At 74.7% G+C, this 15,211-nt stretch carries 14 protein-coding genes; 4 read left to right on the top strand and 10 right to left on the bottom strand.

Annotated features, from left to right (window positions below):
- Positions 1–29: 29 nt before the first annotated feature.
- The 3 genes from ACU6P3_RS02880 to ACU6P3_RS02870 form a co-directional block, all read right to left on the bottom strand.
- Positions 30–452 carry a pyridoxamine 5'-phosphate oxidase family protein gene (locus ACU6P3_RS02880; protein WP_352088171.1) on the bottom strand — a complete coding sequence of 141 codons (423 nt, stop codon included), beginning with the start codon at positions 450–452 and terminating at the stop codon, positions 30–32.
- A 162-nt stretch (positions 453–614) separates the two neighbouring features.
- Complete coding sequence (locus ACU6P3_RS02875; RefSeq protein ID WP_447195763.1) at positions 615–2,345, bottom strand: sensor histidine kinase; 1,731 nt, start codon at positions 2,343–2,345, stop codon at positions 615–617.
- 187 nt (positions 2,346–2,532) lie between these two features.
- Positions 2,533–3,117 (bottom strand): TetR/AcrR family transcriptional regulator, encoded by a 585-nt coding sequence (locus ACU6P3_RS02870; protein WP_447195762.1) that lies wholly within the window; start codon positions 3,115–3,117, stop codon positions 2,533–2,535.
- A 99-nt stretch (positions 3,118–3,216) separates the two neighbouring features.
- Between ACU6P3_RS02870 and ACU6P3_RS02865 the strand changes: the two genes are divergently transcribed.
- A complete protein-coding gene (locus tag ACU6P3_RS02865; RefSeq protein ID WP_447195761.1) occupies positions 3,217–4,140 on the top strand; it encodes an NmrA/HSCARG family protein in 924 nt (307 codons plus the stop codon).
- Positions 4,141–4,698: 558 nt separating this feature from the next.
- Here the strand turns inward: ACU6P3_RS02865 and ACU6P3_RS02860 are convergent.
- Together ACU6P3_RS02860 and ACU6P3_RS02855 are read right to left on the bottom strand one after the other, a co-directional pair.
- A complete protein-coding gene (locus ACU6P3_RS02860; RefSeq protein WP_447195760.1) occupies positions 4,699–4,956 on the bottom strand; it encodes a hypothetical protein in 258 nt (85 codons plus the stop codon).
- Between the two features lie 220 nt (positions 4,957–5,176).
- Positions 5,177–5,587, bottom strand: coding sequence for an organic hydroperoxide resistance protein (locus ACU6P3_RS02855; RefSeq protein WP_344282918.1), 411 nt, complete (start codon positions 5,585–5,587; stop codon positions 5,177–5,179).
- Between the two features lie 136 nt (positions 5,588–5,723).
- On the opposite strand from ACU6P3_RS02855, the gene ACU6P3_RS02850 reads away from it, so the two are divergent.
- From ACU6P3_RS02850 to ACU6P3_RS02840, 3 genes are all read left to right on the top strand, one after another.
- Positions 5,724–6,212 carry a MarR family winged helix-turn-helix transcriptional regulator gene (locus tag ACU6P3_RS02850; protein WP_447195759.1) on the top strand — a complete coding sequence of 163 codons (489 nt, stop codon included), beginning with the start codon at positions 5,724–5,726 and terminating at the stop codon, positions 6,210–6,212.
- 89 nt (positions 6,213–6,301) lie between these two features.
- On the top strand, positions 6,302–7,648 hold the full coding sequence (locus ACU6P3_RS02845) for a 6-phospho-beta-glucosidase (RefSeq protein ID WP_447195758.1): 1,347 nt from the start codon (positions 6,302–6,304) through the stop codon (positions 7,646–7,648).
- A gap of 31 nt (positions 7,649–7,679) precedes the next feature.
- Complete coding sequence (locus tag ACU6P3_RS02840; protein ID WP_447195757.1) at positions 7,680–8,948, top strand: alpha-L-fucosidase; 1,269 nt, start codon at positions 7,680–7,682, stop codon at positions 8,946–8,948.
- A 163-nt stretch (positions 8,949–9,111) separates the two neighbouring features.
- Here the strand turns inward: ACU6P3_RS02840 and ACU6P3_RS02835 are convergent, their stop codons facing one another.
- The 5 genes from ACU6P3_RS02835 to ACU6P3_RS02815 all read right to left on the bottom strand — a co-directional run bounded on the left by ACU6P3_RS02835 (position 9,112) and on the right by ACU6P3_RS02815 (position 15,073).
- Complete coding sequence (locus tag ACU6P3_RS02835; RefSeq protein ID WP_447195756.1) at positions 9,112–10,041, bottom strand: NAD-dependent epimerase/dehydratase family protein; 930 nt, start codon at positions 10,039–10,041, stop codon at positions 9,112–9,114.
- Complete coding sequence (locus tag ACU6P3_RS02830; RefSeq protein ID WP_447195755.1) at positions 10,038–11,513, bottom strand: cytochrome P450 family protein; 1,476 nt, start codon at positions 11,511–11,513, stop codon at positions 10,038–10,040. Before ACU6P3_RS02830 ends, ACU6P3_RS02835 begins: the two co-directional genes overlap by 4 nt.
- Positions 11,514–11,688: 175 nt before the next feature.
- On the bottom strand, positions 11,689–13,167 hold the full coding sequence (locus ACU6P3_RS02825) for an AMP-binding protein (protein ID WP_447195754.1): 1,479 nt from the start codon (positions 13,165–13,167) through the stop codon (positions 11,689–11,691).
- Positions 13,167–14,054 carry a glycosyltransferase family A protein gene (locus ACU6P3_RS02820; protein ID WP_447195753.1) on the bottom strand — a complete coding sequence of 296 codons (888 nt, stop codon included), beginning with the start codon at positions 14,052–14,054 and terminating at the stop codon, positions 13,167–13,169. The genes ACU6P3_RS02825 and ACU6P3_RS02820 overlap by 1 nt, the downstream gene beginning before the upstream one ends.
- Complete coding sequence (locus ACU6P3_RS02815; protein WP_447195752.1) at positions 14,051–15,073, bottom strand: 3-oxoacyl-ACP synthase III family protein; 1,023 nt, start codon at positions 15,071–15,073, stop codon at positions 14,051–14,053. The genes ACU6P3_RS02820 and ACU6P3_RS02815 overlap by 4 nt, the downstream gene beginning before the upstream one ends.
- Positions 15,074–15,211 lie beyond the last annotated feature (138 nt).

Genomic DNA, 15,211 nt, shown 5'->3' with positions numbered 1-15,211 from the left:
ACGCCGCGCGTTCCCCGTGCCGCCGCGCCTCACCGCGTGCCGTGCGTTCCTCTGAGCTCGCGTCCGGTGAGCATCTCGGACTCGATCCGAACGAACACCGCGTCCCCCAGGGGCATCCAGGACGTGGGGCCGGCGTCCGACAGCCGCTCGTGCTCGACGGGATCGGTCACCACGGTGGCCCGTCCGGTGACGACAACGCTCCAGCCCGACCGGCTCGCGGCGTCGAACTCGTCCGCCTCGAAGGCGACCACGACGCCGTCGATGGCGCGGACGAGGTCCGAGTCCGACGAGGTGTGCAGCAGGACGGAGGCGTCCGTGTCCAGGGAGAAGTTGATGGGGAGGACCGCGGGCAGCGCCTGCCGCGTGTACACCACGCGACCGACCGGCACCTTGGCGAGCAGGCTCAGGCACTCGTGCCGGTCGAGTGCGCGAAAGGCGTCGTTCTGGAACATCGGTTCATCGTCCCCGCGGTCGTCGTGAGGGGGTAGGGCCGACCGGCCCAACCCCCGTACGCGCGCGAGGACAGTGGAGCGGACCCGGTTGTTCTCGCGGGAGCCGCGCGGGCACGGCGGTCGGGACCGGGAGCGGTCCCGGTCGGGGAACCGGGCCCGGGCTCACGCCTCCACCGGGAGGGGCACCGTCCACTCCGCGACGGTGCCGGCGGGCTCGTTCGGCGCGAGTGTGAAACTGCCGCCGAGGTCGCCGGCGCGGCGGTGGAGGTTGGCGAGACCGCTGCACCGGGTGACGCCGGGGTCGATGCCGGTTCCGTTGTCCGCGACGCGCAGTCGCAGCCGGCTGCCGTCGGTCTCGGCCGTGACCTCGACGTGGGTGGCGTGCGCGTGCCGGGCGGCGTTCGACAGCGTCTCGCGCAGCACCGCCAGGAGCTGCTCGGCATACTCGGCGGGTACGCCGGTGTCCAGCAGGCCGGTCATGCGCAGGGCGGGGGTGAAGCCCAGCACGCCCGTGGCCCGGTCGGTCTCGGCCAGCAGTTCGGCACGCAGACCGCGTGCCCCCTCGCGGTCGCGCTCGCGCAGCGCGTAGATCGTGTTCCGCACCGTCTTGATGGTGTCGTCGAGGTCGTCGACCACGCGCCGGACCCGCTCGGCCGCCTCGGGCCGGTCGCTGATCCGGCCAAGGACCGAGTTCAGGGTCAGGCCGGAGGCGAACAGCCGTTGAATGGCCAGGTCGTGCAGGTCACGGGCGATACGGTCGCGGTCGGACAGGACCATCCGCCGGTCGGCTTCGCGCCGGTGCTCGGCGATCTCCAGGGCGAGTGCGGCCTGGTCGGCGAATCCGCTGATCATGGTCATGGTGGCCTCGGAGAACTCCTGCCCGCCGGGCAGGTTGGCGACCTGCAGAACCCCGCGGACATGCTCGCTGCCGCCCAGCGGAAGCAGAAACCCCGGCCCCAGTTCGATCTGCCCCGCCGAGCCCCCGCCCTCCTGGGGCTCCCCCGACAGCGCGGCGCTGGAGACCCGTTCGTTGGAGTGGTACACCTTCGCGGCCAGTGTGGTGGGCGGCAACACCAGCCCGTGCACCCGCTCGGCGCCCTCCCCGTCGGTGGCCTCGATCACCAGCTCGTCGCCGCCGTCGAACGGCACCGCCACCGTCACCAGATCGGCGCCGGCCAGCCGCCGGACGGTGGCGGCGACCTGGTACAGCACCTGGTCCGGATCGGTGCCCGAGAGCAGGCCGCGGGTGAGGTCGCTGCTCGCGCCCAGCCACCGCTCCCTGCGGCGCGTGTCCTCGTACAGCCGGGCGTTGTCGACGGCCACACCCGCCGCGGCGGCGAGCGTGCGCAGCACCGCCTCGTCCTCGTCGTCGAACCGCGCCCCGCCGCGCTTGTCGGTCAGGTAGAGGTTTCCGAAGACCCGGTCGCGCACGCGCACCGGCGCCCCCAGGAACGTGGTCATCGGCGGATGCCCCTCGGGGAAGCCCACCGATTCGGGATGGGTGCCGAGGTCGGCGAGGCGCAGCGGCTCCGGTTCCCTGATCAACAGCCCCAGGATGCCCCCGCCCTCGGGATAGTGACCGATCGCCTTGATGGTCTCCTCGTCCACGCCGACCGTGATGAACCGCTTGATCCGCCCTTCCTCGCCCAACACCCCCAGCGCCCCGTACTCGGCGTCCACCACGGACACCGCGGACTCCGTGATCCGCCGCAGCACCACATCGAGGTCCAGGTCGGAGCCGATGGTGAGGACGGCGTCCAACAGCGCGTGCACCCGGTCCCGGGTCGCCCGGACCTGCGCCACCTGCTCCTGCAGACCCTCCAGCAGCTCGTCCAGCCGCAACCGGGGCGCCGCCGGCCGGTCCTTCCGCCCCGTCGCCGGACGCTCTGCCATTCCCGCTCCCTCCGGAGGGCGCCATGGGCACCCCGTCATCGTGCCCGAACAGCCCTTCCGGCACGCGGACTTGCGAGGTGAGCGCGCCGTCTCGGCCCTCCCGGATTCTATTGCCCTCCGACAACCGTGACCGATGGCCGTCCTGGAGGGGGCCGGAGCGACGCTCCGCCTGAGCCGCCGCGCGGTGTCAGCCCTGCGGGCTCGCTCCGTTCCGCGGGCTCAGTCCCGCCACGGACAGCCGGAAGAGCCGGTCCGCCGAGGCGGCCGGGTCGGGGTGGTGCTCCGTCGCGAGGACGATGCCGACGACCAGTGTGATCAGGTCGGCGACGGTGATGCCCGGTGCCACCGCGCCGTCCCGCACGGCGTGGCGCAGCAGCGGGGTTCCCGCCTCTTCGATCGCCGCCGAGCAGCTGTTCTCGTGCGCCGAGTCGGGACCGGCGCCCTCGTAGACCAGCGCGGCCGTCAGCCCCCGGGCGGAGACGGAATAGGCGATGACGTCACTCAGCCATTCCAGTAGCGCGCTTCGGCTGTCGCTCTCGCCGGTCAGGGCCTCGGCGCGCGCACACAGCGCCTCCATCTGCTTCCTGGACACGGCCTCCAGCAGCGCGCGGCGGGTGGGGAAGTGCCGGCGCACGGTCGCCGAGCCGACCTCCGCGGTGCGGGCGATCTGTTCCAGGGAGGCGCCGGCGCCGTGGGCGGCGACCTCCGCCTCGGCCACGGCGAGGATCCGCGCGTAGTTGCGCCGGGCGTCCGCGCGCTGGCGCTCGGGCATGGCGACATCTCCTGGTTGCTAAGTGGTGGGGCCCGCCGTATCGTACCCCGAAGTAAATGGCGGGCCCCGCCGTTTAGCTGCGAGCGCATGAGGAGCACTATGTCCACCGATACCGCACCCGTCCTGGTCACCGGCGCCACCGGCAGGCAGGGCGGGGCCACGGCCCGCGCCCTGCGCGCCGAGGGCGTCCCCGTACGGGCCCTGGTGCGCGACCCGGGCACCGACCGGGCCAAGGCCGTCGAGGCGCTCGGTGTCGAACTGGTCGTAGGTGATCTGCGCGACCGCGATTCCGTGATCCGGGCGGCCGAGGGCGCCCGCGCCGTCTTCTCCGTACAGATGCCCGGCGTCACCGCGGAAGGCTTCGACTTCGAGGGGGAGGTGGCGCAGGGCGTCAACCTCATCGAGGGCGCGAAGGCCGCCGGAGTGCCGCAGTTCGTGCACACGTCCGTCAGCGGCGCCGGGGCGCACACCGAGGCTCCCGGCTGGGCGGAAGGCCGCTGGGCTCCGATGGAAGGCACCCTGGGGGCCAAGAGCGCGATCCAGGACCGGGTCCGGGCGGCCGGGTTCCCGCACTGGACGCTCCTCAAGCCGGGGTTCTTCATGGAGAACTTCCTGCCGTCCATGGCATTCCTGTTCCCGCGCGGTATCGAGGGCGGCTTGGTGAGCGTCGTGAAGCCCGGGACCCGGCTGTCCCTCGTCGCGGTGGACGACATCGGCAGGGCGGCCGCCGCGGCCGTCGCCGCGCCCGAGCGGTTCGACGGGGTCGAGCTGGAGCTGGCGAGCGACTACCTGTCGATGACGGAGATAGCCGAAGTCCTCTCCCGTGCCCTGGGCACACGACTGTCCGCACCGGACATGACCGAGGAGGAGGCCGTGGCCGCCGGGATGCCGGGGATGGGTGCCGGCCACGAGTGGCTGAACGTGGTCGGGCAGCCGGGCCGCCCGCAGTACGCGAGGGACCTCGGGATCCCGCTCACCGGCTTCGAGGAGTGGGCGCGGGAGCACATGCGGCCCACGGCGTAACGCGTTCCGGACCTGGTGCCGCTTCCCCTTGGTACGCCCGCGAAGCCCCCTTCCGACACGCCCTGATTCAGGTGCGGCCCGGCCCTCGATGTCGGCTGCCGCGGCGCGGGGCATTGTGATCTTCGCCGCGCCGGTTCGAACGCGGCTTTGCCGGGCCCTTCGGAACCCGTTCACGACAAGCGCCCGGCCGGGACTCCCGGCCGGGCGCTTCGAGCCGCCCCGTGAGGCTCCGTGCGACTCGTGGGAGCCGACACGTCGCGGCGGGATCAGCTCCACACGCGGAGTTCCCACCAGCCGTCGGACAGAGGCCTGCACCACCACATCTCATGGCCGAGATTCCGCGCGGTGTCCATGCACGCCTGCGCGGACGTGCACCTGAGGACGGTCGGCCACCTCAGCGGGACGCAGGAGGCCGAGACGGTTTTCGAAGAGGCCGGGACGGGTGCCGCCCACGCGGTGGTGGCGAGACCCCCGACCGTCAAGGCGGTGCCTACCGCGACACTGGTGAGCCAGAGGCTCGTACGCATGGGTCCCCCTCGTGTCGAATGATTCGCGCTTTTAGTCCTCGACCCAGATGTACAGCGCCCACTTGTTGCCCCGCGGGGTGCAGTAGGCCGGTCCGGCGTAGGAGGCCGCCAGCGAGTAGCACGCCGACTCGGAGTAACTGCCGTCATAGACCCAGCGGCCTGAGGACGCGGTGGCCGATGACGCGATGGTCTCGGAGGGCGCCGAAGCGGCCTGCGCGGTGACGGCGGTTCCGCCGACCAGAAGGGCGGCTCCCACGGCGGCGCCGGTGAGCCAGAGTCGTGTACGCATGAATGATTCCTCTCGGTCGGGAATGGAGACCGTTCCGGTGTTCGCCATCCACGATGCCGAGCGTGCGGCTACTTGGCCTTGTCGGTCCGCGCTGAGTCGTTGTTGATTTGTGCATGCCGTATGCGGCGGCCTTCTGCCGCCCTGGGGGATATCCCGGTAGGTGGCCCGGAAGGCAGCTGGTACGGGCCGTGTCGGTACAGCCCGGCGTGACCGGGCCCGGTCACTCGACGACGAGCTCGACCTCGATGTTGCCGCGGGTGGCCTTCGAGTACGGGCAGTACGCGTGGGTCGCCTCCACCAGCTTGCGGCCCGTCTCGCCCGCGAGGGAGTCCGGCAGTTCGACGCGCATCACGACCGCGAGCCCGAATCCCGTGCCGTCCTTGCCGATCGAGACCTCGGCGGTCACCGACGCGTCCTTCGTGTCGACCTTCATCTCGCGGCCCACCGCCTGCATCGCGCTTGCGAAGCACGCGGCGTAGCCGGCGGCGAAGAGCTGCTCCGGGTTCGTGCCCTCGCCGTTGCCGCCGAGCGCCGGGGGCAGGGCGAGTGCGAGGTCGAGCCGGCCGTCCGAGCTGACGGCGCGGCCCTCGCGGCCGTTGGCGGTGGCGGCGGCGGTGTACAGCGCGTCCATGATGAGTCCTTCGTTCGCACGGTGGGACGGGGTGTTGTCCCATGACGGTGGCGGCCGGGAAGCGATCGCCACCATCATGATTGCATGCAATTAAATTGTGCACAACTAAATGACGCCGGCAGGCTACGCTGGAGCCATGACGCCACCACCCGACCGCACCGCCTTTCGCTCCGAGGGGTCCGCGTCGACCGACGCGGAACTGCTCCGGCTCGACCGCCAGGTCTGCTTCTCGCTGCACGCGGCCACCCGCGCGTTCGGCGGCGTCTACCGCGAGGCGCTCAAGGACCTCGGCCTGACCTACCCCCAGTACCTGGCCATGCTGGTGCTGTGGGAAGAGGGGCCGCGGACCGTCAAGGCCATGGGGGAGAGGCTGCGGCTCGACTCGGGCACGCTCTCGCCCCTGCTGAAACGGCTGGAGTCGGCCGGCCTGGTCCGGCGCGAGCGCGGTGCGGCGGACGAGCGCTCGGTGACGGTCCACCTCACCCCGGAGGGCGTCCGGCTGCGCGAGCGGGCGCTGCCCGTTCCGCGCCGGATCTACGCGGCCACCGGCCTCTCGGTGGAGGAAGGGCTGACCCTTCAGGCACTCCTCGATCGAGTCACCGCCTCCCTTGATCAGGCGCGGTGAGACGGGAGCGATAATGAGGGGCCGCCGCCCCGCGGCGGTGCGGGACCGTCCGGGTGGAGAGGCCGTCCAGGTATGAAGGTGGTTCAGGCGTGAAGCTGACAATTCTCGGTGGCGGCGGTTTCCGGGTGCCGCTGGTGTACGGGGCCCTGCTGGGCGACCATGCCGAAGGCCGCGTCACCGACGTCACGCTCCACGACCTCGACCCCCGCCGGCTCTCGGCCGTCGCCCGGGTGCTGGCCGAGCAGGCCGCCCCCGTCCCCGACGCACCGGCCGTCACCGCCACCACCGACCTGGACGAGGCACTGCGCGGCGCCGACTTCGTCTTCTCCGCCATCCGCGTCGGCGGACTCGAAGGCCGTGCCGCCGACGAGCGGGTGGCGCTCGACCTGGGCGTCCTCGGCCAGGAGACGGTCGGCGCGGGTGGCATCGCCTACGGACTGCGCACGGTACCCGTTGCCGTCGACATCGCGCGCCGCGTCGCCGAACTCGCCCCCGACGCCTGGGTCATCAACTTCACCAACCCGGCCGGGCTGGTCACCGAGGCCATGGCCCGCCACCTCGGCGACCGGGTCATCGGCATCTGCGACTCACCCGTGGGCCTCGCCCGCCGGGTCGCCCGCGTCCTCGGCGCCGACCCCGCCCGGGCGAGCGCCGACTACGTCGGCCTCAACCACCTCGGCTGGCTGCGCGGCCTGTACGTCGACGGCCGCGACGAACTCCCGCGCCTGCTCACCGACTCCGAGGCCCTCGGTTCCTTCGAGGAGGGCCGGCTCTTCGGGCCCGAGTGGCTCCGGTCCCTCGGCGCGATCCCCAACGAGTACCTGCACTACTACTACTTCAACCGGGAAGCGGTCCGCGCCTACCAGGAGGCGGAGCGCACGCGCGGCGCTTTCCTGCGCGACCAGCAGGCCCGGTTCTACGCCGAGATGGAGCGGCCCGACGCTCCCGCCCTGGCCGCCTGGGACCGTACCCGCGCCGAGCGCGAGGCCACCTACATGGCCGAGAACCGCGAAGCGGCGGGCGTCGGCGACCGCGACGAGAGCGACCTGGAGTCCGGCGGGTACGAGAAGGTCGCCCTCGCGCTGATGCGTGCCATCGCCCGCGACGAGCGCACCACGCTCATCCTGAACGTACGCAACCGCACCACCCTGCGCGTACTGGACGAGGAGGCCGTCATCGAGGTGCCCTGTCTCGTGGACGCGAACGGCGCCCATCCGCTGACCGTCTCGCCCCTGCCGCACCACGCCACCGGCCTGGTGTGCGCCGTCAAGGCCGTCGAGCGCGAGGTGCTGGCCGCCGCCGAGAGCGGCTCCCGCGCCGCCGCCGCCAAGGCGTTCGCCCTGCATCCGCTGGTGGACTCCGTGACCGTCGCCCGTGACCTCGTGGCGGGCTACACGGCCGCGCACCCCGGCCTGGCCTACCTCGCCAGGCCGTAGGACTGTCCGACGCTCTGTCAGGAGTACGCGCATGACCATGCGGCCGTGGTTCCCCGACGCCAAGCTGGGGATCTTCATCCACTGGGGCATCTACGCCGTCGACGGCGTCCGGGAGTCCTGGTCGTTCTTCGACGGCGAGGTCCCGCACGAGCGGTACATGGCGCAGCTCGACCGCTTCACCGCCCGCGCCTACGATCCGCGCGCCTGGGCCGGGCTGTTCGCACGGGCGGGCGCCCGGTACGCGGTGCTGACGACCCGTCACCACGACGGTGTGGCGCTCTGGGACACCGCTCTCGGCGACCTGAACGTGGCCCGGCACACCCCGGCCGGCCGCGACCTCGTCGGCCCGTACGCGGCGGCGCTGCGCGAGCGGGGGCTGAAGGTGGGTCTCTACTACTCGCACAGCGACTGGAACCACCCCGACTACGCCTCCGTCCGGCACGCGGAACGGCCGGCGGGGCCGGAGGACAACCCGTACGCCGACGCGCCCGAGGGCCGGGAGGACCCGGTTGCCTGGGCCCGCTACCTGGACTACCGCGACGGCCAGGTCCGGGAGCTGTGCACCCGGTTCCGCCCCGACCTGCTCTGGTTCGACGGCGAGTGGGAGCGTACGGAGGAGCAGTGGCGCGTCCGGGAACTGGCCGCGCTCATCCGCGCCGAGGCGCCCGCGTGCGTGCTGAACGCGCGCCTGCCCGGTGCGGGCGACTACGCCACCCCGGAGCAGGGAGTGCCGATCGAACCGCCCCCGGGGCCGTGGGAGTTGTGCCTGACGCTGAACGACTCCTGGGGCCACCGGCACATGGACCACAATTACAAGTCGACCGGGCAGCTGATCCGCCACCTCGCCGAGACCGTCGGCGCGGGCGGCAACCTGCTGCTCTCGGTGGGGCCGAAGGAGGACGGCACGATCCCTCCCGAGCAGGCCGAGCGTCTCGAGGGCATCGGCGCGTGGACCGCCCGGCACGCCGAGGCGGTGTACGGGACGGTCGCGGGCCTGCCCGCCGGTCACCACTACGGGCCGAGCACCCTCTCCCGCGACCGCCGCACCCTGTACCTGACGGTCTTCGACATCCCGCGCGGCCCGGTGGGCGTGCGCGGGCTGCGTACGCCCGTGCGCCGGGTGAGCGTGCTCGGCACCGGGACGGAACTGGGCCACCGGGTCGTGGGCGGGCTCCACGAGGTGCCGGGGATGCTGTGGATCGACCCGCCGGCCGCCGCGGACCTGGACGAGCACGCGACGGTGCTCGCGCTGGAACTGGCCGGTGAACTGGAGCTGTACCGGGGCGCGGGCCGCGCCTGACGCCGCCGCTGCCCGACCGCCGCGGCGGAGCGCTTCGACGGCCGGGACGGGCCGTCGCGACAGACCGCCGCGACGGCGCACCACGACGACGCACCGCTACGGGCCGCCCCCGCGGGCCCGTTCGTGAGCCGGCGGGCGGCGTGCCGCCCCGGCGGCCCGGGGCTCACCGGGCCGTTCGCAGGTCGGCGAGGTGGTCCGCCAGCGTCCGGCGCGGGAACCAGCCCTGGTCGCGGGCGCGGGTGGTGTCCAGCACGACGGAATGGGCGAGCTGGTCCACCGCGTACCGGCTGAGCGCGGTCCCGGCGGAGCGGCCCCGCATCCGGCGGGCCCAGGTCTCGGCGGCCCGGGCGGCCGAGCGGGCCACGGGCCGGGGGAGATGGCGGATCCGGGCGGGGACGCCGTGCGCCGTCAGGACCTGGTGTACGGCGGTGTCACGCGCGTACGGCTCGGCGTCGGCGATGTTGTACGCGCCCGGCGGCCAGCCGGCGGCGGCCAGGCAGGCGTCCGCCAGGTTCTCCACCGCGGTGAGGCTCAACTCCACGTCCGGGCCCGGCAGCAGCAGTGTCCCGGCCCGGACGCGGCCGATCAGACGCGGCAGCAGTTGACGGTCGCCCGGCCCGTAGACGGCACGCGGCCGCAGCACCACCGCGCCGGCGGCCAGGGCCAGCTCCTCGCCCGCCGTCTTCGTCCTGCCGTACGCGTTGAGGTGGCCGCCGCGCGGGTGGTCCTCCCGGACCAGGCGGCGGTCCGGGCGTGGATCGTAGACGCTGGCGCTGCTCACCCAGACCACGGTCCGGCCGTCCGCGGCGGCCAGCAGCCGACGCGTGCCCTCGACGTTGACCGCGTGCATGGCGGTCTCGGCCGGCGAGCCCGGCGCGGGATCACCGACCGCCGCCGCGCAGTGCACCACGACGTCCGTGCCCGTGAGATCGGGAACGGCACGCGCGGCGTCCCAGAAGCGGTGTTCCCCCACCGGGCCCGGGTGGCGGCCCAGACACACCACGTCCGCGCCGGCCGCCCCGGCGGCGCGCGCGACGTGGGAGCCGCAGAAGCCGCTCGCCCCGGTGACGGCGATACGGACCGGGGCGGTCACGGGCGCGGTCCTGCGGTCGGCCGCCCCGGCCCCGGTGCCGTCGCCCGGTTCGGCACCTCGGCCCGCGCCGGGTCCATGGCCCGGGCCGCCGGCGCCGACGGGGAGGCTCCCGTGGGCGACGGCCGTGCCGTGCTCGCCGTCGTACGAGCGGGGCCCGGGGCCGGTACCGGCACGCGCGGCGGTGTGCGCGGCACGGGCGGCCGCGTTCCGTCCGGCTCTCTGGCCCGCACCGGACCAGAGGCCCGTACCGGTCCCGGGGCGGCCGCCGGCCTCGTCGCCCGTATGGTCAGTGACCGCCAGCTCGGCAGTGCCGCCCGCCGGTCGGCCCGGGCCCGCACCACGGTCGGCCGGAAGGGGGCGAGCGCCGTCAGGACGTCGGCCAGCTGGGTCCGCGCCGCGCGGGCGCCCGGGCAGGTGTGCGGGCCCGCGCCGAACACCAGATGGGCGAGGGACGCGTCGGCCGGGCGGCCGGCGTCGGGATCCCGCCGGTGCGCGTCTGCGGCGTGCCGGGCGACGAGCACCAGCCGGTCCCCGGCCCGCACCGGGCAGCCGCCGACCGAGCCGTCGGCGGCGGCCACGCGGGGTAGGACCGGCGAGGGCGCGAGCACCCGCAGCAGTTCGTCCGCGAGGACCGGGGCCAGGCCGGAGCCCGGGCCCGGGGCACGACCCGGGCGCGATGTGGCGTGCTCGGCCTGCGCCCACAGCCCGGCGTCCGCGCACCAGGCGACGGCCCGGGGCAGCGCCGCGACCGTCGTGGTGACGGTGGCCACCGCCACCATCGTGTCGAGGGCGCTGTCGGTGGCGAGAAGGCGCCGGAGCCGGGTGGCGGCCCGGGCGGCGGTGGCGGCCGACCGGCGGCGGGGGCCGGGAAGATGGCCGCGGACGGCGGCGGACGCGGCGTCCAGGGCGGCGTCCGCGACCTCCAGCGGGTCGGCGTCGCGGTCCAGCAGCGCGCACACCACCGAGCCGGACAGGGCCCGGGCCAGATCCACCAGATCCACCTCGTGGCCCCGGTCGAGCCGGGCCGTGGCAGCGTCGAGCGCCGGCCGCCACACCGCGCGCAGACGCGCCACGCCCTCCGCGCCGAGCCGCCCGGCCAGATCGCGGCGTGCCGCCCGGTGCCCGCCGCCCTCCTGGTCGAACAGCACGCCACCGTCGTCCGTGCCACGGGAGGCGGCCGGACCACGGGAGTCGCCGAGCGCTGCCCGCGCCGCGCCGCCCGTCGTGCCGGCCGCCGTACGGTCCAGCGGCAGCCGGGTCAGCGCCTCGCGGTACGCCTCGGCGCCGTGCACCAGCACGGTCCCGCCGACCTTGCCCACGGGGCGGCGCCGGTCCACGGCGAGCAGACCGAACAGCAGCGGATGGGCCGCCAGATAGACGCGCCGGTCCCGGCGGCGGGCCCGGGCGTGCGACGTGCCGGTCCGGGGCGACGGGAGTGAGGGCCATGGTGACGGCTTCGCCGTTCGTGTCATCGGACCGCACCTTTCCAGCGCGCGGGGACGCGGGAGAAAGCAGGGGACGTGGGTGGAAGGGGCCCGCGCGTCCGAGGGGCGGGCGGCGCGCCGGCAGAGGTGTCTCCCGGCGCGGTGGACCGCACCGGTACGGGACGTGCCCCGGCGGCGGACGTGCGCACGTGGCGGGCCGCGGTCATGAGCGTCCTCCCGACAGCCGTGCCGCGGCGAGCGCGGCGGCCGCCGCCCGGTCCGGCTTCCGGGAGCGGCCGGACAGCGGGATGTCCGCGAACAGCAGTGCGTCCGGCCGGGCGGTACCCATCCGGCGCATCGGTTCCGCCAGCGCCGCGCGGATCTCGCCCGGGCCCGAGCCGTGCTCCGGCTGGACGACGGCGACGAGCCGTTCGTCGCCGTCGTCCGCCGGGACGCCCACGAGCACGGCCAGTTCCACCCCCGGCACCTGCAAGGCCGGTTCGTACAGACCCGGGTAGATGTTCTCCGCCCGGCGCAGCACCATGTCCTTGCACCGGCCCTCGAGGACGATCCTGCCCGCGCCGTCGAGCCGCGCGCGGTCGCCCGTGCGTATCCACGGGTCCGGGGCCTCGCCGAGGTAGCGGTCGCGCGCCGCCGGTCCCGTCAGCAGCAGTTGTCCCTCCGCGTCCAGCGCGGTCTCCACACCGGGCAGCGGAGCACCGGCCAGGTCCCCGTCGCCGTCGAACGCGGCCTTCTCGTCCGCCTCGACGGCCGCGGCGGGGAACAGTTCCGTGAGCGCGTACACCCCCCACGCCCGGTCCGCGCCCGCCCGCCGCACCCGGGCCAGCAGCGCGGCGCTCGCCGGCGCCGAGCCGGTCCACACCGTGCCCCGGAAGCGGGCGCCCGCGCGCAGCGCGTCCCGCAACTGGGGTGGCGTCAGATAGGTTGCCTGGGCGCGCAGTCGGTGTGTCTGCCGGGCCAGCACGCGCGGTGAGCGCGCCGGCAGGGCGACCGGGGCGCCCTGCGCGAGCGACGGCACGAGGACGAAGAACGTGCCGCCGAGGACGGGTTCGTCCGGCCGTGCTCGGAACAGGGCGGAGACCGACGCCATCCCGGCGGCCAGCCCGGCCCGGGTGTGCACGACGGCGCGCGGCCAAGACGTGGTGCCGGAGGTGAAGACGATCACCGCGTCGCCGTCCGTCCCGAGGGACGCCGGGACGCCCGCACGCGGCGCGTCCGCGTCGAGCCGGGGCGCGCAGCCCGGCAGCCGGGGGCCGACGGTGGCGACGGGGCCCAGCTCCGCCAGGTCCGGCAGCGCGAGCCGGGCCCGGCGGGCCAGCGGCCGGGCCCAGCCCGCGACGGCCTGTGCCGTGGCGTCGGCGAGCACCAGCGACGGCCGGGCCAGCGCGAGCCTCGCCCGCAGTACGTCTTCTCCCGCGCCCGGGTCCAGGACGGCGCCGCGCAGCCCGAGCCGCCAGAGGGCGAGCAGGACCGCGAGGGCACGCGGTCCGGGGCGTACGGCGACACCGACGGTGTCCCCGGCGCGCAGCCCGCGCGCGTGCAGGGCGGCCGCGTACGCGTCGGCAAGTTCCGCGAGTTCGCCCCGGGTGGCGGCGGTCCGGGGCGCCCCGGACCGGCCGGCGGTGAGCACGGCGGGCCGTTCGGGCCGGGCGCGCAGCGCGTGGTCGAGCCGGTCGAGCATCAGCGCGGGTCCTCTCCGTGCGGGCCGCTGCCCTGGTCCAGATACCAGCGGGCGGTGCCGGCGATCCCGTACGCGCGCAGCCGCCGTGTCGAGTTCTCCACGACCATCGTCCGGCACCTCTCGATACGGGACGTGTGGCCGCGTACCGCGTTGAGGAAGAGCCGGTCCGTCGGGGAGGGGCGCCGGGGCATCCCGCCGACCGCCAGGTAGAGGTCGGCGGTGATGGCCATGTTGTTCCCCGCGTGCATCCGGTAGGGCGCCAGATAGCCGTGCCTGCGGGCGTGGGCGGGCCGCAGCCGCCCGAAGAGCGCGGCGAGCGCGACCAGCAGCGAGAAACCGCAGCGCCCCAGCGGGCCGTGTTCGTCCCGCCGGGCGACGATCCGCCCGCACACCATCACTCCCTCGGAACCCCCGGACGGGCGCGCCCCGTCGGCGCCGCGCCGGCCGCCGGCCCGGTACGCGGCTCCGGCGCCGGCCGTGCCCCCGGTGAGCGCCGCCCGCGCGGCGGCGGTCCAGCCCGGGCGGGGCAGACAGTCGGCGTCCGTGCGCGCGAGCAGAGTGGCCCCCCGTGCGATCGCGTACCGGAACCCGGTGTCCACGGCGCACCCCACGCCCTTCGCCGGCTCCTCGACGACCTCCACCGGGAACGGTGCCCCGGCGGCGAACTCGCGGGCGACCGCCCCCGTACGGTCCGACGAGCCGTTGTCCACGACCAGCAGGGTGAAGTCCTTCTCCCGCTGGGCCGCCAGGGCCCGGAGCGTGTCGGGCAGCCGGGCCTCCTCCTGATGGGCCGGCACGATGACCCACATGCTGTCCCGGCGCTCGCGCCTTCGGCGGTCGCCCGCCCGGTGGGTGCTCGTCCGGTGAGTGCTCTCCACGCCGCTCATGACTTCTCCCACACCATCGTCATGACACTGATCCCGCCGCCGAGTCCGACGAACAACACCCGGTCGCCGGTGCGCAGTTCCCCGTACACCCGGTCCAGCTGGACCCCGATGCTCGCGCTCGCGACGTTGCCCAGCTCGGGCACCGTGCGCACGAGCTTGTCCCGGGGGACGCCGGTCAGTTCGGCGAACCGTTCCAGGTACGGGTCCGTCACCTGGTGCACCAGGACCTTCGCGAAGCCGTCCCAGCCGGTCCCCGCACGGTGCAGCGTCCGGTCGACGACCTCGGGCCCGGCCTTCTCGAACGCCCCTCGCAACTGGTGGCCGTCGCCCCGGAAGTACGTGTACGCGTCACCCCGGGGGTGCCGGGAGCCGCCGCCGGGGATGCCGCCGACCTCCCAGTGCTCCGAATACGCCGCCGCGTCCACGTCCACGATCCCGCCGCGCTCCACCGGCTCCACCACGACGGCGGCGCCCGCGTCGCCGAAGGTGTAACCGGCGAACCCGGCCCGGAACTCGGCCGCCGAGGCGGGCGCCCTGTTCATCGCCCGGCTCGGAGTCTCCCCCGTGACCACCAGGGCCCGCCTCGACCGCCCCGCGAGGATCATGGAGCGGGCGAGGTCGATCCCGTTGACGAAGCTGTTGCAGGCGTTGGTGACATCCAGCGCGTGTGCCCGTGACCCCAGCTCCGCCTGCACCACGTGCGCCGTGGCCGGCTCTGCCATGTCCCGGGTCGCCGAGGCGAAGAGCAGCAGGTCGACGTCCAGCGGATCGAGCGCGGCGGCCGCCAGCGCCCGGCGCGCGGCCCCGGTCGCGAGCGTCGAGGAGTACACGCCCTCGCCGGCGATCCGGCGGGTCGTGATCCCCGTCGCCTGCCGCAGCAGCGACGGCGGCAGGGCGATCCCGCCGCCCCCGGTCACCTCCGCCTGCAACCGGTCCGACGGCACGACGTCGTCGGGGAGGAGGCTGCCGACGGCGGTTATGCCGACCCGGCGCGGTGAATCGATCATCTGTCCGGCCATGCGCCGATGCTTTCAGGCCGTCCGGACCGTCGCCTGAGTACTTCGACTCACCTCATGGCCGCGCGGAGTGAGTACGCCCACGCGACCAGGACGTCGCCCACCGCGGACGCTTCCGCGCGCCGGCGGCGCACGCCGAGG

It is taken from the genome of Streptomyces hebeiensis (assembly GCF_052983195.1).
The sequence above is the reverse complement of the archived record's forward strand: the minus strand, read 5'-3'. Positions and strand labels throughout refer to the sequence as shown.